The following is a 16,866-nucleotide window of genomic DNA, read 5'->3' on the forward strand; positions in this document are numbered from 1 at the left end:
AATGGCTCAGCTGAACACCCCTCCCCAGCTCGAACTGTGGCTGCTGCGCCATGGGATGACCAGCTGGGCCCGCGACGGGCGCCACACCGGCCGCACCGACCTGCCCCTGCTGCCGGAGGGTGAAGCGCAGGCCCGGGACCTAGCGCCAGGGCTGGCGAGCCAGCGCTTTGCGGCGGTGCTGGTGAGTCCGCTGCAACGGGCCCGGCGCACCGCCGAGCTGGCGGGCCTGGGGGAGGGCGCCCAGATCTGCCCCGACCTTCAGGAGTGGGACTACGGCCGCTACGAGGGCATCAGCACCGCCGAGATCCGCGCCCAGGTGCCCGACTGGAGCGTATGGAGCCATGGCTGCCCAGACGGTGAAAGCTGCCTGGAAGTAGAGCAGCGCTGCCAGAGGGTGATCGCCCTGGCTGAATCCCTGGCCTCCCCCCAGACCCCAGCGGTGGCGCTGGTAGCCCACGGCCATATCTTGCGCAGCCTGGCGGGCACCTGGCTGGGGCTGGGGGCTGCAGGCGGGGCCCTGTTCAACCTGAATACGGCCACGCTGTCGGTGCTTGGCCACGAGCGGGAACGGCGCACGGTCGTGCGCTGGAATGCCCAGGTAACGACCCCACCATGAGTACCAACCTGCTCGGCGAGCTATCAGCTTTTGGTTTGGCGATCGGCTTTTCACCGCTCCACATAGGCCTGCTGCTGCTGCTCCTGCTCGGCCCCAAGCCGCTGCTGCGGGGCGGGCTGTTTGTGGCTGCCTGGCTGGTCACCGCCGCCCTGGCCATAACCCTGCTGCTCACGGTGGGCCACAGCCTGCTGCTGAGCATGGACAAGGGCAGTGACCACCTCACCGGCCTCGACCTACTGGCCGCCGGTGCCCTGCTGGGGCTGGGGGTGAAAGAGCTGCTGAATAAAAATGAAGAGGGTGCGGGGCCGCCGGGCTGGACGCGCCGCCTCGATCAGTTCTGTGCCCTGCCCCTGCCGCTGCTGCTTGCCATCAGTGCCGGCCTGCAGGTGGCCAGCCCCGACGATCTGTTCCTGTTTGCCAAGTCCGCCAGCAGCCTGCTGTCAGCGGGGCTCGGCCGCGGCCAGGAGCTGCTGGCCACTGGGGTATTTAGCCTGGTGAGCGCCAGCCTGCTGCTGCTGCCGCTGCTGGCCCTGCTGCTGGCGGGCCCAGAGCGCATGCTGCCCCTGCTGGAGCGGGGCAAGCAGTGGCTGTTCGCCAAGGGCGACCTGCTGGTGGGCCTGGTGAGCGTGGCCCTGGCGGTGTATCTGGGCTGGCAGGGCATCGAGGGCCTGCGGCTGGCCTGAGAGGCCAGCGCAATCAGCCATCCACCTGCAACCAGTCGCTCCAGAGCTGCTGCTCGGCGAGGGAGCTGGGCCCGGCACCCGGAGCGCCGGCCTGGAGCGTGACCGCCTGGCTGGCCCGGCTCACGGCCACGTACACCAGCTGGCGGCGCAGCACGGTGTCGCTGGGCCAGAAGACATCGCCATCCACAAACACCTCGGCAAAAGTGCTGCCCTGGCTGCGATGCACGGTGAGAACGGCGGCCGGACCGAGGGAGGCAAAGGCATCTCGCACCAGGAAAAAACGGCGCCACAGCCCCTTGCCGTCCTGCTTGCCGGCGTCCTTGGCCTGTTGGCGTAGGCGGGCCAACACAGCCTCGAGGGCGATCCGGGCCGCCGAGCCCAGGGGCGGCAGTAGGCGCAGGCTCAGCTGGCTATCGCCGGCCTCCACCCGGGCGGTGAGGGTATCGATCACCGGCGCATCAGGCACGCCGAAATCGGCCAGATCGCAGCGTTCGGGGATGACATCGCGCACCACCAGCTCCCGGTTGGAGCCCAGCAGCATGTCGGGCTCCTCGGCGGCGTCCTCGCCCTCGCGGCAAGCGGGGGCCATCACGGCAGCGCGGGTGATCAGCACCTCACCTGGCAGCACCGGCAGCTGGTCGGCCATTTCGCCGTGCAGGGCGCGGCGGGCGATCGGCACCAGCTGCTCGAGGGAGCGGTTTGTGTAGCAGAGGATGCGGGCTAGGTCGGGGTTGTCGGTTTCGGCGCTGCGGCGCAGGGCTGCCTGGGCGGCCTCGAGCCACTCACGCCGGTCCAGCAGGGCCACCTGACCGCTGGCATTGCGGATCGGCGGCAGCGGCGGCGGGCGGCGGCAGGGCAGGTCGCCCTGGCGCAACCCCGAGGCCAGGCGCAGCACCGGCCCCTGGTGGCGCACCACCTGGCGCAGCTCAGCCCGGCTGGCCCGGCCCAGGCTGAACACCGGGCTAACGGGTTCACCAACCGGCGGCAACTGGGCCGGATCGCCCACAAACACCAGCCGGGTGCGAAAAGGGTGGGCGCAGCGCAAGCTGATCTCCAGCAGGGTGGAGTCCACCATCGAGGCCTCATCGATCAGCACCAGGCCCAGGTGCTCGAGGGCGACGGCGGTTTGCTCCGTTTCCTCGCAGCGCTCGATATCGCGCTGGCGCTTGAGTTTCAGCCGCAGCAGGCGGTGAATGGTGGAAGGAAACCAGGTGGGCGAAAGGCCAGCCCCAGCCAGATAGGAGCGCAGCACACCCACGGCCTTATGGGTGGGGGCCACCACGGTCCAGCAGAGGCCGGTGGCCTCCACCTGGGCCAGAAAGCGCATCGAGAGAAAGGTTTTGCCGGTGCCTGCGTAGCCGCTCAGCACAAACGGCGTGCCATCTGCTGGCGCCCCCAGCCAATCGGCGAAGGCGGCAGCGGCGGCCTGCTGGTCGGCGGTTAGGGCCGCGGCTGAGTCGGGAGCATCGGGGTCAACCAACCGCGGTGAACCAGCCCAGGCCCTGGGCCAGATGCAGCGGCGAGCCAGCCAGCACCAAACCAGGCAAGGCCACCAGTGGCCCGATCAGGGCACCGATCAGCACCTCAAGGCGGGTGTGGCCGAGATTTTCCTTGAGGGGTTTCGGGGAGGAAGAAGCGCTGGCCATGGAGTTGTCACCCATCTCATTGACGCGGGCGGCGGTGAGGCCAGCGGCGCGGCGCACACCGGAGGCGTCGTAGAGCACCACAAAGCAGAGCACGGCCGCCAGGGCAAACAGGGGCCCCTCAAAGCCCTGCACCCAACCCAGGGCTGCGGTGGTGCCGGTGAGCAGGGCCGAGTGGCTCGAGGGCATGCCACCGGTTTCCACCAGCACCCGCGGATTCCAGCGGCGGTGCACCACCAGCTCAATCACCAGCTTGGAGAGCTGGGCAACGCCACAGGCCGCCAGGCCCCACCAGAGCACGCCGTTGTCGAAGACGCCTATCAGCACGGAGTTACTCATCGGTCGCGGCTCGTGATGTAGTCGGCCAGGGCAAGCAGGGGCGCGGCACTCTCGTGCCAGGGCGCCAGGGCGGCCTGGGCCTCGGCCACCAGGGCATCAGCCCGCTGGCGCGATTCCTCTAAGCCCAGCAGCTTGGGGTAGGTGGTTTTGTCGGCGGTGAGATCCTTGCCTGCGGTTTTGCCAAGCACTTCACTGCTGGCCGTGACATCGAGGATGTCGTCGATGATCTGAAAGGCCAAACCAATGCCGCGGGCGTAGGTGCTCAGGGCGGCCAGCAGGTCTTCGGAGGCACCGGCGATCAGGGCGCCGGTGAGCACGCAGGCCCGCAGCAGGGCGCCGGTTTTGTGCAGGTGGATGTATTCGAGGGTGTCGAGATCGACGGATTTGGCCTCACACTCCAGATCCACTACCTGACCGCCCACCAAGCCGGGGGCGCCGGAAGCCAGGGATAGCTCGCCCACCACCGCCAGCAATCGCTCGGCCTCCACGCCTGGGCTGCGCAGCGCCACCATCTCAAAGGCACGGGTGAGCAGGGCGTCGCCGGCCAGGATGGCGTTGGCTTCGCCATACACCTTGTGATTGGTGGGGCGGCCGCGGCGCAGATCGTCGTTGTCCATCGCCGGCAGGTCGTCGTGGATCAGCGACATGGTGTGCACCATCTCGAGGGCCACCGCCGTTGGCATGGCCAAGGCGCTGTCGCCGCCTGCCAGCTCACAGGCCGCCAGGCAGAGGATCGGCCGCAGCCGCTTGCCACCAGCCAGCAGCGAATAACGCATCGCCTCGCGCAGGGACTCGGGCCGCTCCGGCCCCAGGGAGCCATCAAGGGCCGCCTCCACCCGCAGGCGGGTCGCCTCCAGATAGGCGGCGAAGTCAAAGGGGCTGGAGTCCGCCGCGGTCATGGAGCTTCGGCCAGGGGCCTCCGTGCTAGCGGGATTCTCTCAGGCGGGGTGGCGCAGGGTGCTCAAGAGCGCGCAACGTTGCGGCCTAGAGCTCTGGCTTCGCTGAGCCCAGTGTCCTTGGTTTTGGGCACAGTGTCCTTGATTCTGTACAGCTGTACAGAATCAAGGACAGCAGCAGAACATCACCCCCCGGTCTTGTTCACCCCCTCGACCCTTATCAGCCCAGGGACCATCCAAGCCCCGCTCAGGGCACCAGATCGCCCAGGTCGTGGGCGACGCCGGCCCGGCGGCACCAGGCCACCACGGTGTTTACCAGCAGCATGGTGACGGTCATCGGGCCGACGCCACCTGGCACGGGGCTGATGGCGCTGGCTAGGGGCTCCACCTCCTCAAAACGCACATCGCCGCAGAGTCCACCCTCGACGCGGTGGATGCCCACATCAATCACCACGGCGCCGGGTTTCACATGCTCAGCGCCGATCATGCGGGGCCGGCCGGCGGCCACCACCAGCACGTCGGCCTGGCGGGTGAGGGCAGCAAGATCAGTGGTGCGGGAGTGGGCCACGCTCACGGTGGCATCGGCTGCTTGAAGCATCAGCGCCATCGGCTGGCCCACCAGGATGCTGCGGCCCACCACGACGGCCCGCTGGCCGGAAAGGGCCACGCCGTGGCGGGCCAGCAGGGCCATCACACCAGCAGGGGTGCAGCTACGCGGCCCCGACTCACCCTTGAGCAGGCGGCCTAGGTTGAGGGTATGCAGGCCGTCGGCATCCTTCTCCGGGTCAATCGCCAGCAGCAGCGGGCCCTCATCGAGGCCGGCAGGCAGGGGCAGCTGCAGCAGGATGCCGTCGCAGGCGGTATCGGCGTTGAGCTGCTGCACCGCGGCCAGCACTTCGGCCGCACTGGAACCAGCATCGAGGTGGGCCCCGAGGCTGGTGATGCCCACCCGGGCGCAGGCCTTCTCCTTATTAGCTACGTAGACGCCGCTGGCCGGGTCGTCGCCCACCCGCAACACCGCCAAACCAGGCGGGCGACCCACCGCTGCCAGTCGCTCAGCGATCGTCGCCTGCAACCGGAGTTCGATCTCACCGGCCAGCTGGCGACCGTCCATACGGGTGGCCATGGTGCAGAAAGCAAGCACGCCTCCCCAGCTTGCAATCCCGCCCGGCCTGGGGCCAGCTAGCGTTTTGGAATGGTGTTAAGGCGGCTGCGAACCCTGTGGCGGCAGCTATTGCGGCTGGAGCGCCCGCGGCATTCGCCGGGGGTTTGGCGCAATCGTGATACAGCGTCAGTGCTGCTGGTGTGCGCCCTGGTGGCACTGGTATCGAGTTGGCCCTGGCTGGTGGAGCCAAACCTGCGACCTGGCATGGAGGCGCCCTTCACTGCTAAGGCGCCGCAGGCGGCAATGGTGGTGGATAGCAACGCCCTGGAGGAGCGGCGCCAGGAGTTGGTGCCTCGCAGCACGGTGCAGGTGGTGGATGAGCAGGCCAACGGGCAGCTGCGTCAGAAATTGGAGCAGGATCTGCAGGCTGTGGAGCAGCAGGCCAAATCAGACCAGCAACGCATCGAACCGGTGGCAATCACCACCGAGGAGCGCAATTGGCTGCGGGGGGCAGGGGGCACCCAGCTCACGGCCTGGGGCCGGGAGGTGCGCCAAGCCCAGCTGCGCATGCTCAGCCAGGGGCTGGCAGCTGGGGTGGCAGAAGGCCAGCTGCTGCAAGCGGCCACCCTGCAGCTCGAGCCCTTGGCACCGCTACCGCGGGGGCTGGGGGCACGGCTTTTGGCTAGCTCCCTACAGGGCCACTCCAACCTGCGCAGTGATCCAGGCCTGAGCCAGCGACGCATCGAGGCGTTGATCACCCAGCAGGGGATCCCCACGATCAAGGTGCAGCAGGGAGATCTGATTACCCGTCAGGGCGACACGATCAGCCCCCAGGCCTTTGACGTTCTCGATTACTTCGGCCTGGTGAACCGGCGGCCGCGGCCCATGGCCTGGCTTGGTCACTTCCTAGAGGCGCTGGCCATGGCTGGCGTGCTGGTGCTGGTGCTGCGCCGCTGGCGGGCCTGCCTGGAGCCGCGGCAAGCGCTGCTGGCCCTGGGGGCCCTGCTGGTGGTGCAGGGTTTTGCGCTGTGGCTGGGGCCGCTGGCGAGTCCGCTGGTGCTGCTGGTGCCCCCGGCGCTGCTGCTGGCCCAAGGCCTGGGCACCCCCTGCGGCTTGGCCTGGCTGGCGGCAGCCAGCTTCCTGTGGCCGATGCCGATCACGGCCCTGATGGGAGGGAGGCTGCTGGTGGCGGCAGCGGTGGGCAGCGTGGCGGCCCTGGCGGCCGGACGACAGCGCAGCCGGGCCGAACTACTGCAACTGGCGGTGCTGCTGCCCGGCGCGGGGCTGCTGCTGCAGTGGCTCCTACTGCAATGGGGGCTGCAGGGGCCGGGAGCGGTGGCCCGGGTGGACCTCGTGAGCGAAGCCCTGCTGCTGGGGGGGCTGCTGATGGCGGGCCTGCTGCTGGCGCCGCTGGTGGAAACCTTCTTTGGCCTGGTGACGCGGGCGCGGTTGATGGAGCTGGCCGACCTGCAAAGGCCCCTGCTGCGGCGGCTCTCGGTGGAAGCACCCGGCACCTTCGAGCACACCTTGATGATCGCGGGCCTAGCTGAGGAGGGGGCGCGGGCCATCCAGGCCGACATCGACCTAGTGCGCACCGGGGCGCTTTATCACGACGTGGGCAAGCTGCACGGCCCCCAATGGTTTATCGAGAACCAGGGTGAGGGCGCCAATCCCCACGACAGCCTTGACGACCCCTTCGCCAGCGCCGCCATCCTGCAGGCCCATGTGGATGAGGGGTTGAAGCTGGCCCGCCGCTACCGGCTGCCGCGCCCCCTGGCCGACTTCATCCCAGAGCACCAGGGCACCTTGAAGATGGGCTACTTCCTGCACCATGCCCGCGAACGGGATCCGGGCGTTGCCGAGGAGCGCTTCCGCTATCAGGGGCCCACGCCCCGCAGCCGGGAGACTGCGATCTTGATGCTGGCCGATGGCTGCGAAGCAGCCCTGCGCTCCCTGCCGTCCGGCACTAGCGAAAGCGAGGCTCGCCAGATGGTGCGACGCATCATCGAAGCGCGCCAGGATGACAACCAGCTAGCAGAAAGTGGCATCAGTCGGGCCGAACTGGAACTACTGATCCGGGCCTTCGTGCGGGTGTGGCGGCGGATGCGCCACCGGCGGATCGCCTACCCGATCCCAGCCAGAAAGGGCTATAGCGCCTAGGGCGGCTCCTCAAATTCCTTCCAGGCCTCGAGCAGGGTCTAGGCCGCCAGTTTGCGCCGCCAAACGTCTACCGCGCCGCCCTGATCTGGATGCCACTTGGGCAGGTTGCGGCGCCAGGCTGAGCGCACCACGGCCCAGTCGCTGCCTGGCTCCACTCCAAGTTCGGCGCAGGCCCGCTCGTAGGCATCGGCCGGGCGTTCCGGAGCCGCTGCAGCCGGCGAAACCGGCCTCCTCAGCAGCAGCCACAGGCAGCGCAGCAGCCCATTGGCAATTAGCAGGACACCCACCCCGGCGAATATCGCCGGCGACCAGAGCATGCGCAGGCTGTCGGCAGCGAGCTGGGAGTTGCCCTGCCCCCCATGCTGGCTGGCACCCACCAGGATGAAGGCGGTCAGCAGGGCAGCGAGGCCAAGACTGATCAGGCCGTGCAGCAGCGAGTCCAGGGCAGGGAGAATCCGGCCCCTCATCGGCGCGGGGGGCGCAGGGACTGGAGCTTGCGCTCCAGCACGATCCCCGCGGGCACCAGGGTGACCAGGTTGGCCACGATCAAGGGGCCATCGCCTGTGTAAAACCCGTAGATGGCCCACAGGGCAATGCCGGCGGTAAATAGGCCGTACATGCGCAGGGAGATGGCGCTGGTGTCGCCACTGCGCAGGGTCTTGAGGGCCTGGGGGAAGAAGCTCAAGGTGGTGAGCAACGCCGCCAGGTATCCAAGGGCGCGCACAGCAGGACTAACCAAAGGAACTGCCATGGGGATTGGGCGAGCGTGCCGTCAGCATGGGAGCTGGCACTCGATCCTGCCCCCACTCCCATGACATTGCTCAGCTTCCGCGAGCTCCAGGCCCAACTGCAGCCGCAGTGGGGCCAGAGCACCGCAGCCCAGGGGCCGGATGTGGACGTGCTGATGGTGCCGTCGCTGTCGATGGACCAGAACCAGATCGACCTGGTGACCGGCGCCCACCACTACGAGGAGCGCCAGCTGTTTTCGCTGATCCGGCTGCGAGATCCGGGGGTGCGCATGGTGTACGCCACCAGCAAACCGCTGGGGGAGCTGGTGGTGGATGCGGTGCTGGAGCTGCTGCCGGGGGTGCCCACCTCCCACGCACGGCGGCGGCTGCACCTGGTCGACACCGACGACGCCTCCAACCGGCCCCTCACCGCCAAGCTGCTGGAGCGGCCGGCCCTGCTGGGGCGCATCGCCGAGCTGCTGCGGCCGGGGCGCAGCTTCATCAACTGCTTTGTGGTGAGCGACCTGGAACGCCAGCTCTCGGAGCGGCTGCAGGTACCGCTGCTGGGCACCGATCCAGCCCTGGGCTATTGGGGCAGCAAGGCCGGCAGCCGCGAGCTGTTCGCCCGCTGCGGCGTGCCCCACCCCCCCGGCTCGGCCCTCACCCACAACCTCGACGACCTGTGCGAAGCCACCGCCGAGCTGTGGGAAGCCCACCCCGAGCTGCGCCAGTGCGTGGTGAAGCTCAATGAGGGCTTCAGCGGCGAGGGCAATGCGCCTTTGCCGCTCGAACCTCTGCAGCTGGACGGGCTAAGCGGCGCTGAGCGGCGGCGGCGGTTGCGGCAGGCCCTGGAAGTGCTGCCGATGCCTGCAGCCAGCTGGAAGGAGCAGCTGGCGGTGCAGGGGGCGCTGGTGGAGGCTTGGCTGGAGGGCGGGGAGGAGCTCAGCTCACCAAGCGTTCAGGGCACGATTTATCCCGGCCCAGCCGGATCAGTGGGGCAAGCGGGCCAGGTGGAGGTGCTCTCAAGCCATGAGCAGGTGCTGGGCGGCGCCAGCGGCCAGACCTACCTGGGCTGCAGCTTCCCGGCGGCCGAGCCCTACCGGGCCGAGCTGATGCGCCACGGCCAGGCGGTGGGGGAGGCGCTAGCGGCAGAGGGGGCGCTGGAGCGCTACGCGGTGGATTTCATCGCCCGGCGCTTTGGCGATCGCTGGGATCTGCAGGCGATCGAGGTGAACCTGCGCCAGGGGGGCACCACCCACCCCTACATGGCGCTAAGCGCCATCACCAGCGGCAGCCTCGATCCAGCCAGCGGGCTGTATCACGCCCCCAGCGGCCCTTCCCTGCACTACAAGGCAACGGACAACCTCACGGCGCCGCACCTGCGCGGGCTGCTGCCGGTGGATCTGATCGACATCGTGGCTGAGGCGGGCCTGCACTTCGACCAGGCCCAGCTGCGCGGCAGCGTGTTTCACCTGCTGGGCTGCCTGTCGCAATACGGCAAGCTCGGCATGACCTGCATCGGCCGCAGCGCCGCGGAAGCAGAAGCGGTGTATGCCGCCACGGAAGCGGAGCTACTGAGAGCCGCCCGGCGGCTGGGGCATTAGCCCAATAGCTGCCGCAGGCCGGGGTGGCTTGACAGGGATAGGGAGATCCGGTTGGTTGGAGGAAGTTTTTGAGCACCCATGCAGCGGACGGAGGCCCTCTCCATCCATCGCTTGAAGGCCCTGCCGGGTAGCCGGCAGGAGCTCTATCAGGCGGTCCAGAGCAGCAACCCCGAGCTAGTGGGCTGGGGTTATCTGGAGTTGGAGGCCTACAGGCGCCTGTGGCAGTTTCTGCCGCCCGCTGGCGAATTAGACCGTAGGGCTGCCTAAGGGCACCGATGCAGCAACGGCGCACCTCAGCAAGCCTTATTTTCGCCACCTTTCTGGCGCTAACGCTGCTGGGCTGCAGTGGCGCGGAGCGGCAAAAGCGCGAGCAGGACGCTGCAGCCCAGCGGCAGCTGAGTTCCCTGATGAGCCGCTGCCGCGGCCAGCAGCCAGCGGTGCAGCGTCAATTGCAGGAGCTGCGGCGCAGCAGCAGCGAGCTGGCCAACCTCAAGCAACAGGCCTACTCCCCCCTACGGAGGCCCGCGGCACCAGATCCGGAGCTGATGGCACGCTTCACCCGCGAAGACCAGGAGCTGGAGCAGGAGCGCTATGAGCAGGCCCTGGCCGCCTGGCGCAGCAGCGATCGGGCCGAGCGCCGCTACTGGCAGGGCGAGCAGGAGGCCAAGCGGCAACGCAGCGCTGCCCGCCAGCAGCAAGCCGAAAAAGCCCTGCTGGCCCTAGGAGTTGGCAGCACAACTGCGGATCACAACGCCTGGAGTCGGTGCGATCCGCAGCAACTTGCCGCGGTAGAGCTCCGTTAAAATCAGTCGGCTCTGGCTCCTCCATGGTCGAAAGATCCCCTTCCCGTTCGCGGCGGCCACAACGGCGGCAGCTTTGCTGCCCTGCCCACCCGGAGCAACGCATCGAGGGCAATGGCAGGAAGTACTTCCTGCACCTGCTCACCAGCGAGCAGCTCAAGGCCCGAGGCATGGCGGATAAGAGAGCCAAGCTGGTGATCCAGGCCTATCCGGTGCTGGTGCTCAGCAACGAGTGGCTTGAAGAGCTGTTCTGCCCAATTTGTGGTGGCAACCGCTGGTGCCACATAACCAAGCACGACCGGGTGGAGCACACGGTGCGCTGGGCGCCACGGGAGCTGTGGGAGCAGGTGGCCCACGTGGATCCGGTGGTGGCCAACCCAACGGTGAGTGAATTCACGCGCAGGGAAGCTCGGCGCCTCAACCAGAAACGGGCCGATGGCAAACGGGTGTTTGACGCTGGTTAAGGCGCCAAGATGTTGATTTGCTTGTAGGCGGGCAGGGAGCGCTGGAGCAGGGACAAGTAGCGCTCGGTGATGATCGGGAGTTAGTGAGCGTGTATTTCTCAGGGGGAAGCCAGCCGCCATGAAGATTTGGGCGCCTCTTCGATTTTTTCACACCTTGAATCCGTATATCTTGAATCTGTACATCTTAAATATGTACAGCGTGTACAGATTGCCGCACAGCTGCAAATCAGAGGGTGGAACTAAGCGTTGCGAATCATGCGTTCAGGTAAGCGACGCGTGCTGGTTGGCCGCATACAGGCTCAGCGGATGGTTCCCCGCTCAGCATCCGCGAGACAACCAAGGGAAGCTGCTGCCTTGGCTAATTGTTTGTCTGCTGTGATTAAAAGTGCGTCATGTTTGAGCGCGAGAGCAAGGAAACTAGCGTCATACACACTTAGCGAGAGAGCCATAGCCTGCTCTAGCGCTGCACCTGTTTCAACAGCAAGGCATCGCCACTGCACCCCCGTTGCATGGCGAGCTCCAATGAGGGGGGCAATGGACCGTCGGCCAGATAAAGCCTCAGCAGGGCAGAGGTATCCAGTACAAACGCATCGGGTTGGGTCTGTGCTGATGGGGTCAGTGCTGATGGGTTCATCGCTTCAGCGGCTGCGGTCGGCCTGAATGTCGGCAGCTAGATCAAGGAAATGGCGCCCAGCAAGCAGCGAACGCCATCGCCGGGCCCGCTTAACCCCACCCACCTGGGCGTAGCGCACCTCCCGTTCAATTAGAAGCCGCACCTGCTCCTGCATGCTGCGGTGGTTGCTGGTGGCGAGCTGCCGCAGGCCCTCATAGGTCTGATCCGACAACCCTCGCAAGCTTAGCGATGGCATTTTACTTCGCACCAACTGATTTCTGACATCGCCCACGGTCCACGCCTGCAGCATCAAAGCCCAATCGGCTCGCTTTTCTGGGATGGGGCTGGATTGCCCACGCCGGCCTCACGAGCGCAACATGCAGAACACATCTGCTTTATGAGCATAAACACATAACCCAGGCAACAAAAATGGGCAATGGCTCAACAGCCCCAGCCCCATCCTTCAGCCGTGGGAAACCTCCACCGGATGGGCCGCCTGGGGCTGGCCCCCAACCTCACCCCGCTGCCACTCGGGCACCAGCTGGGCCAGCAAGTCGAGGGCGGCAGGGGCATCTTGGCGGCGAATGGCAGCTTCCATGGCCTCGATCTGAGGCCAGAGCTGCTCGGGGGGGATGGCGCGTTCGGTGGCGCGGTAGATGAGGGGGTGGGTGGTGGGTTCGCTTTCGGCATCGATCAGCAGTTCTTCGTAGAGCTTCTCGCCGGGCCGCAGACCGGTGCACAGGATCTCGATGTCGCCCTGGGGGTGCTGGGCATCGCGCAGCGAAAGGCCGCTTAGGCGCACCATCTGTTTGGCCAAATCGAGGATGCGCACAGGTTCGCCCATATCCAGCAAGAAAAGATCGCCACCGCGGGCGAGCACGGCGGCCTGGAGCACCAACTGGGCAGCCTCCGGGATGGTCATGAAAAAGCGGATGATCTCGGGGTGGGTGAGGGTGATCGGCCCGCCCTTGGCAATCTGCTCACGAAACAACGGCACCACCGAACCGGACGAGCCCAGCACGTTGCCGAAGCGCACCATGGCCAGGCGGGTGGCTGGTAGCTCTTGAGCCAGGGCCTGGATCACCAGCTCGGCCGCGCGTTTGGAGGCACCCATCACGTTGGTGGGGCGCACGGCCTTATCGGTGGAGATCAGCGTGAAGCTGGCCACACCAGAGCGAGCCGCAGCGCGGGCCAACACCAGGGTGCCGAGCACGTTGTTGGCCAGGCCAGCGAGGGGATTGGCCTGCACCAGGGGCACGTGTTTATAGGCAGCGGCGTGGAACACCACCTGCACCGCTTGCTCCTGCAGCACGCGGCTCACCAGCTGGCCATCGGTGACGCTGCCGAGCACAGCTACCAGCTCCACAACCGCCGGAAGGCTGCGGCGCAGCTCCTGATCGATGCCGTAGAGGCTGGGTTCGCTGCGCTCAAGCAGCACCAGGCGGCGGGGCCTGAGCGCCACTATCTGACGGCATAGCTCGGCGCCGATCGAGCCACCGGCGCCACTCACCAGCACCACCTGGCCGGCGATGCCCGGGCCGAGCAGCTGGGCGTTAGGCGGCACGGCGTCGCGGCCGAGGAGCTCCTCGATAGCAACCGGGCGCAGGGCATCAATGCGGGTGCGGCCGCTGGTGATCTCCTCCACCGAGGGCACCTGCAGCACGGGGATGCCGAGGGGTTGAAGATCGTCAACGATGCGGCGGCGCTGGCTGCGGCTGAGGGAGGGGATCGCCAACAACACCTGATCCACATCGCCGCGGCGCTCGCGCAGGATCTGGGGCGGCTGAATGGCGATGCCATTGATTTCGCGGCGCCAGAGCCGGGGCTCGTCGTCGAGGAACAGTTCCACGCTGTGGCTGCCGGCGTGGCGCAGGGCTGCAGCGAGCTGCACTCCCGCGGCGCCGGCGCCGAAGACGGCCACGCGGATGAGGGCATGGCGGGGCTTGTTCTGGAGGCTCACCAACAAATCACGCAAGGCGAAGCGCACCGCGCCGGTGAAGCCCGTGAGCAGCAGCCAGAGCAGCAGCCAGCTACTGCGGGGCGGCAACGGCAGCCGCAGCATCACGCCAACGAGCACCAACAACACCACCAGCAGCCCATTGCGGCCAGCAAGGCGATATAGGGCCTGGCTACCCACATAGCGGGTGAGGCCCTTGTATTGGCCGGTGAAGGCGTAGAGCGGAACGCCGATCAGCAGGGCGGCCGGCATCATCCAGAGGCTCTGGATGAAGTTGGCGTTGAAGGGATGGGCCAGGCGCAGCCAGAAACTGAGCCACACCGCCAAGGGAATGAACAGGGCATCGGCGGCGATCAGCAACAGGCGGCGCGGCAGGGGCGCGAGCCGCAACAGCTGGGAGGTGAGAGCTCGAAAAGTCATAAAAAAAGCCCCCGCCGCGGTTGCGACAGGGGCTTGGTGGGATAGGTAGGGCGAGCTCAGCGCGAGCTGGAGAGGGTATGGCGAATGTCCTTGAGAAGCAAAACGAGGTGCATGGGGTCCGTTGGCGAAAGCTCCCACTCAGGAATCAGATGCTCGTAGAACGCTCGGGCCTGCTCTGATTCGGCATGCACCAGCAAGCCACGGCAACCAATGGCGTCACTCAAGTCCGCGACCCGTGTGATCACATCAGCGAGCAGAGCCGCACCGAGGCCTTGACCTTCATAGCGCTGGTCAAACCCAAGGCGAGCAAGCAACGCAACAGGCTGGGGATAGCGACCGGCACCACGGCGGAGGCGCTCGGGCAGATCGGCAATCGCGACGCTGGCCATGCACCACGCGTAATAGGCAACAACATCCGGCTGGTCGACCTCCGTCACCACAAAAACGCGAGTGGTTCCCGATCCGTGAGCCTGTCTGGCCATCGCAACCAACCAGCTGGTCTGCTCAGGCGAGCGGCAACGAAAACCATCCAGCTGGTGATTGGCTGCCAGCAGAACAGGTGGGTTAAACGCTGTCATGCCTGCCGGTGAAACGGCGATGGCCGCTGGAGCAGACGAATCAGACCGGGCAGGTTGCGAGCGGGGCGGTTGTTGATGCGCTCCCACTCCTCCAGACCAAGCTGATCCAGCACAAACTGCTCACGGTTTGCCAGAACGCGCTGGGCGGCGAGTCGTCCCTGGTTCAAAAGGAAAGAGCTCCGGTCGGTGCCGATGACAGCTGCGGCACGATCCAGCAACTCACGGTCGCCCTCCGATGCACGCAGCTCAATACGGCTGGTCTTAGTGGGCTGCTTGGTCGTTGCCATCAGACGAGACCGATGATGTACGGACACTGTACGGTCATAAGCATGGGACGCCCGGAATACCCCGAAGCCGAAACCTGATGGTGGGCGTGGTGCAGCCGAGCGCCTCTCGGATGGGTTGGATTGGTTGGGCTCGAGTTGGTGGCGCAGCTGCACAAGATTGCACTGAGCTTGGCGTTGAGCTCGATCTCTCTCCGATCGAACTCGATCTCTCTCAGCTCGTAGTCGACAACGGGTCGCCAGTTGAGAAACTGCTTCGCAGAAGCCTGCGGCTACGCCAAGCAGCGACGGAACCAGGGCAGCGAGGAGCAGTAGACAGATTTATCGAAACAGCCATTGCTGATTGAGGGCGACGGCGCCGATGAAGGGTATGTGGACATGGCTGTAAGACGAGAAAAGAGTGATCAGCGCCGGCAGGCCGCCCAGGATCAGGGTGATCCAACCCTGGATGTCGAACAAAAAACCTACCAACACCGAGCCATCGCTGCTCAGCTCATAATACACCTGTACTGGTCGGCAGGGAGGGGCGCCCTCGCAGCCACCAGCGAAACCTGCCGGAACCAAAACCTGGGCCGCTTTCACAAGGCCGCAGGCCTAAACCCCCTACACCCCACAATCGGCCAGTTTGCGGGCAACAACTTTGGGAACCAGCCAGGCGCCTGCGTCCTAGTCGCCCGCTAGAGGCTGAGGTGCCTGCTCTGGCATCCATGCTTCCTTCACCGTCGGGGATATTAGGAGTCGAACTGGGGTGCACTTTGCTGCAGCCTGAAACTTATGAATCATTTCCTCCCGTAGGTCGCGTCGTGATCCGGGGCAATGGTGAGTAGCCGCATGTACTCACCCTCACGATGAGCTGTTGCCCTGCGTGAACTGCTAATCCGCAGAGAGTAGACGGCATCGATTCCAGCCGGTGGCTTGATGCTTGTGATCTTCTCCCACTTGATCCCTGGGTCGCGATAGAGCTGGTTCCAGGTGAGCTGGCGGATCTTGTTGAGGGTGTCGAGTGCCGCATGGCGCTCAGCCTTCTGCAGCGTGAGCAACTGCTCCTGAAACACCGGGTTGTTCAGATCCAGCCTGATGCAGCCTTCAGGCTTAATCACAGCCAAGGCGCGTCAGGGTTTCATCCAGATCGGCATCCGCTGGTGGGTGACTGGCGGACCAGACCATCGCAGCCTGCAGGGCTGCTGCGGCAGCGGGTTCGTGTAACCAGCGCTCATTGTCTGGAATCACTGTGGCGGTGCGAACGATCCAGACACCCGGCTCAGGCTCTTCCACAAGAACATGGCGGCCGGCGTACTGCTTGCCCAGCGAGATCTGGCCATTGCTGCCGACGAGCTTGATGGCGGGCGGATGGAGCGCGGAAGCCATGGCGAGCGAGGGCGACAGCATTTCAGCCTATCGCGGCTTTCGTGCGGCACCAATGGGGGGCCTGAGCGCCGCGGCAGGTCTAGGGGCCTCAAGCCATTCCCCCGTACTCCTCCAGCAGCGAGATCACATCTCGGACTCGCCTGGCGTTGCGTTCGGAGGGGTCGAGCTGGTGTCGGAGCTGAACAAGATTGCACTGAGCTTGGCGTTGAGCTCGGCAAGCCGCTCGTTCTCGCTCTTCAGCTGCTTCATTCGCTGCTCGTGCTCGATCTTCCTTTGCTCGTCGTCTTTCCTCAGCTGCGCGTCCTCGCTCTCGAGCTGCCTCTTCCTCTTCTCGAACTCGATCTCTCTGCGATCGAACTCGATCTCTCTCAGCTCGTAGTCGACAACGGGTCGCCAGTTGAGCGTCGCCAACAAGCGGCGGAACCAGGGCAAAGAGGAGTAGAACTCCGATTTGCTGATTGAGGGCGACGGCGCCGATGAAGGGGATGTGGACATGGCTGTAAGACGAGAAAAGAGTGATCAGCGCCAGCAGGCCGCCCAGGATCAGGGTGATCCAACCCTGGATGTCGAACAAGAAAACCCTACCCACGCCGAGCTCTCGCCGCTCA

23 protein-coding genes are annotated in these 16,866 nt (G+C 66.1%); 7 read left to right on the top strand and 16 right to left on the bottom strand.

What is annotated here, in order from left to right:
- Nucleotide 1: 1 nt before the first annotated feature.
- Together KBY99_RS08240 and KBY99_RS08245 are read left to right on the top strand one after the other, a co-directional pair.
- Entirely contained in the window at nt 2-616 is a 615-nt protein-coding gene (locus KBY99_RS08240) for a histidine phosphatase family protein (protein WP_254998476.1), read from the top strand.
- On the top strand, nt 613-1,299 hold the full coding sequence (locus KBY99_RS08245; protein WP_254998477.1) for a GAP family protein: 687 nt from the start codon (nt 613-615) through the stop codon (nt 1,297-1,299). Before KBY99_RS08240 ends, KBY99_RS08245 begins: the two co-directional genes overlap by 4 nt.
- Before the next feature lie 13 nt (nt 1,300-1,312).
- Here the strand turns inward: KBY99_RS08245 and KBY99_RS08250 are convergent, their stop codons facing one another.
- The 4 genes from KBY99_RS08250 to folD all read right to left on the bottom strand — a co-directional run bounded on the left by KBY99_RS08250 (nt 1,313) and on the right by folD (nt 5,303).
- A complete protein-coding gene (locus tag KBY99_RS08250) occupies nt 1,313-2,779 on the bottom strand; it encodes an ATP-dependent RecD-like DNA helicase (protein WP_254998478.1) in 1,467 nt (488 codons plus the stop codon).
- A complete protein-coding gene (locus KBY99_RS08255) occupies nt 2,772-3,281 on the bottom strand; it encodes a divergent PAP2 family protein (protein ID WP_254998479.1) in 510 nt (169 codons plus the stop codon). Before KBY99_RS08255 ends, KBY99_RS08250 begins: the two co-directional genes overlap by 8 nt.
- Nucleotides 3,278-4,180 carry a geranylgeranyl diphosphate synthase CrtE gene (gene crtE, locus KBY99_RS08260; protein ID WP_254998480.1) on the bottom strand — a complete coding sequence of 301 codons (903 nt, stop codon included), beginning with the start codon at nt 4,178-4,180 and terminating at the stop codon, nt 3,278-3,280. Before crtE ends, KBY99_RS08255 begins: the two co-directional genes overlap by 4 nt.
- Before the next feature lie 244 nt (nt 4,181-4,424).
- Entirely contained in the window at nt 4,425-5,303 is an 879-nt protein-coding gene (gene folD, locus KBY99_RS08265; RefSeq protein WP_254998482.1) for a bifunctional methylenetetrahydrofolate dehydrogenase/methenyltetrahydrofolate cyclohydrolase FolD, read from the bottom strand.
- 69 nt (nt 5,304-5,372) lie between these two features.
- Between folD and KBY99_RS08270 the strand changes: the two genes are divergently transcribed.
- Nucleotides 5,373-7,442 carry an HDIG domain-containing metalloprotein gene (locus KBY99_RS08270; RefSeq protein WP_254998483.1) on the top strand — a complete coding sequence of 690 codons (2,070 nt, stop codon included), beginning with the start codon at nt 5,373-5,375 and terminating at the stop codon, nt 7,440-7,442.
- Between the two features lie 38 nt (nt 7,443-7,480).
- Here KBY99_RS08270 and KBY99_RS08275 read toward each other — a convergent pair whose 3' ends face one another.
- Nucleotides 7,481-7,909, bottom strand: coding sequence for a hypothetical protein (locus KBY99_RS08275; RefSeq protein WP_254998484.1), 429 nt, complete (start codon nt 7,907-7,909; stop codon nt 7,481-7,483).
- On the bottom strand, nt 7,906-8,193 hold the full coding sequence (locus tag KBY99_RS08280; RefSeq protein WP_254998486.1) for a SemiSWEET family sugar transporter: 288 nt from the start codon (nt 8,191-8,193) through the stop codon (nt 7,906-7,908). The genes KBY99_RS08275 and KBY99_RS08280 overlap by 4 nt, the downstream gene beginning before the upstream one ends.
- Before the next feature lie 60 nt (nt 8,194-8,253).
- Here KBY99_RS08280 and KBY99_RS08285 point away from each other — a divergent pair, with 60 nt between their 5' ends.
- The 4 genes from KBY99_RS08285 (at nt 8,254) to KBY99_RS08300 (ending at nt 11,038) form a co-directional block, all read left to right on the top strand.
- The gene (locus KBY99_RS08285) at nt 8,254-9,774 is read left to right on the top strand and encodes a peptide ligase PGM1-related protein (RefSeq protein WP_254998487.1); all 1,521 of its coding nucleotides are present in this window, start codon (nt 8,254-8,256) and stop codon (nt 9,772-9,774) included.
- Nucleotides 9,775-9,852: 78 nt separating this feature from the next.
- On the top strand, nt 9,853-10,041 hold the full coding sequence (locus KBY99_RS08290) for a hypothetical protein (protein WP_254998489.1): 189 nt from the start codon (nt 9,853-9,855) through the stop codon (nt 10,039-10,041).
- Nucleotides 10,042-10,049: 8 nt separating this feature from the next.
- Nucleotides 10,050-10,577 (top strand): hypothetical protein, encoded by a 528-nt coding sequence (locus KBY99_RS08295; protein WP_254998490.1) that lies wholly within the window; start codon nt 10,050-10,052, stop codon nt 10,575-10,577.
- Between the two features lie 23 nt (nt 10,578-10,600).
- Nucleotides 10,601-11,038: a hypothetical protein gene (locus KBY99_RS08300; RefSeq protein ID WP_254998491.1), complete on the top strand. Its 438-nt coding sequence runs from the start codon at nt 10,601-10,603 to the stop codon at nt 11,036-11,038.
- A gap of 299 nt (nt 11,039-11,337) precedes the next feature.
- Here KBY99_RS08300 and KBY99_RS14925 read toward each other — a convergent pair whose 3' ends face one another.
- The 10 genes from KBY99_RS14925 to KBY99_RS08345 all read right to left on the bottom strand — a co-directional run bounded on the left by KBY99_RS14925 (nt 11,338) and on the right by KBY99_RS08345 (nt 16,753).
- Nucleotides 11,338-11,487: a hypothetical protein gene (locus tag KBY99_RS14925; RefSeq protein WP_409996549.1), complete on the bottom strand. Its 150-nt coding sequence runs from the start codon at nt 11,485-11,487 to the stop codon at nt 11,338-11,340.
- Between the two features lie 8 nt (nt 11,488-11,495).
- Nucleotides 11,496-11,672: a hypothetical protein gene (locus tag KBY99_RS08305; RefSeq protein ID WP_254998492.1), complete on the bottom strand. Its 177-nt coding sequence runs from the start codon at nt 11,670-11,672 to the stop codon at nt 11,496-11,498.
- A gap of 4 nt (nt 11,673-11,676) precedes the next feature.
- A complete protein-coding gene (locus KBY99_RS08310; protein WP_409996550.1) occupies nt 11,677-11,961 on the bottom strand; it encodes a FitA-like ribbon-helix-helix domain-containing protein in 285 nt (94 codons plus the stop codon).
- A 153-nt stretch (nt 11,962-12,114) separates the two neighbouring features.
- Nucleotides 12,115-14,028 carry a polysaccharide biosynthesis protein gene (locus KBY99_RS08315; RefSeq protein ID WP_254998494.1) on the bottom strand — a complete coding sequence of 638 codons (1,914 nt, stop codon included), beginning with the start codon at nt 14,026-14,028 and terminating at the stop codon, nt 12,115-12,117.
- Nucleotides 14,029-14,084: 56 nt separating this feature from the next.
- On the bottom strand, nt 14,085-14,606 hold the full coding sequence (locus tag KBY99_RS08320) for a GNAT family N-acetyltransferase (RefSeq protein WP_254998496.1): 522 nt from the start codon (nt 14,604-14,606) through the stop codon (nt 14,085-14,087).
- Nucleotides 14,603-14,893, bottom strand: coding sequence for a DUF1778 domain-containing protein (locus tag KBY99_RS08325; RefSeq protein ID WP_254998498.1), 291 nt, complete (start codon nt 14,891-14,893; stop codon nt 14,603-14,605). Before KBY99_RS08325 ends, KBY99_RS08320 begins: the two co-directional genes overlap by 4 nt.
- 318 nt (nt 14,894-15,211) lie before the next feature.
- Nucleotides 15,212-15,472 (bottom strand): hypothetical protein, encoded by a 261-nt coding sequence (locus KBY99_RS08330; protein WP_254998500.1) that lies wholly within the window; start codon nt 15,470-15,472, stop codon nt 15,212-15,214.
- Between the two features lie 197 nt (nt 15,473-15,669).
- On the bottom strand, nt 15,670-15,990 hold the full coding sequence (locus KBY99_RS08335; protein WP_254998501.1) for a hypothetical protein: 321 nt from the start codon (nt 15,988-15,990) through the stop codon (nt 15,670-15,672).
- Nucleotides 15,983-16,258: a hypothetical protein gene (locus KBY99_RS08340; protein WP_254931715.1), complete on the bottom strand. Its 276-nt coding sequence runs from the start codon at nt 16,256-16,258 to the stop codon at nt 15,983-15,985. The genes KBY99_RS08335 and KBY99_RS08340 overlap by 8 nt, the downstream gene beginning before the upstream one ends.
- A gap of 123 nt (nt 16,259-16,381) precedes the next feature.
- A complete protein-coding gene (locus tag KBY99_RS08345) occupies nt 16,382-16,753 on the bottom strand; it encodes a hypothetical protein (RefSeq protein WP_254998503.1) in 372 nt (123 codons plus the stop codon).
- Between the last annotated feature and the right edge of the window lie 113 nt (nt 16,754-16,866).

Origin of the sequence: Cyanobium sp. Maggiore-St4-Cus (assembly GCF_024345615.1) — a bacterium.
GTDB classification, from domain to species: Bacteria; Cyanobacteriota; Cyanobacteriia; order PCC-6307; family Cyanobiaceae; genus Cyanobium_A; species Cyanobium_A usitatum.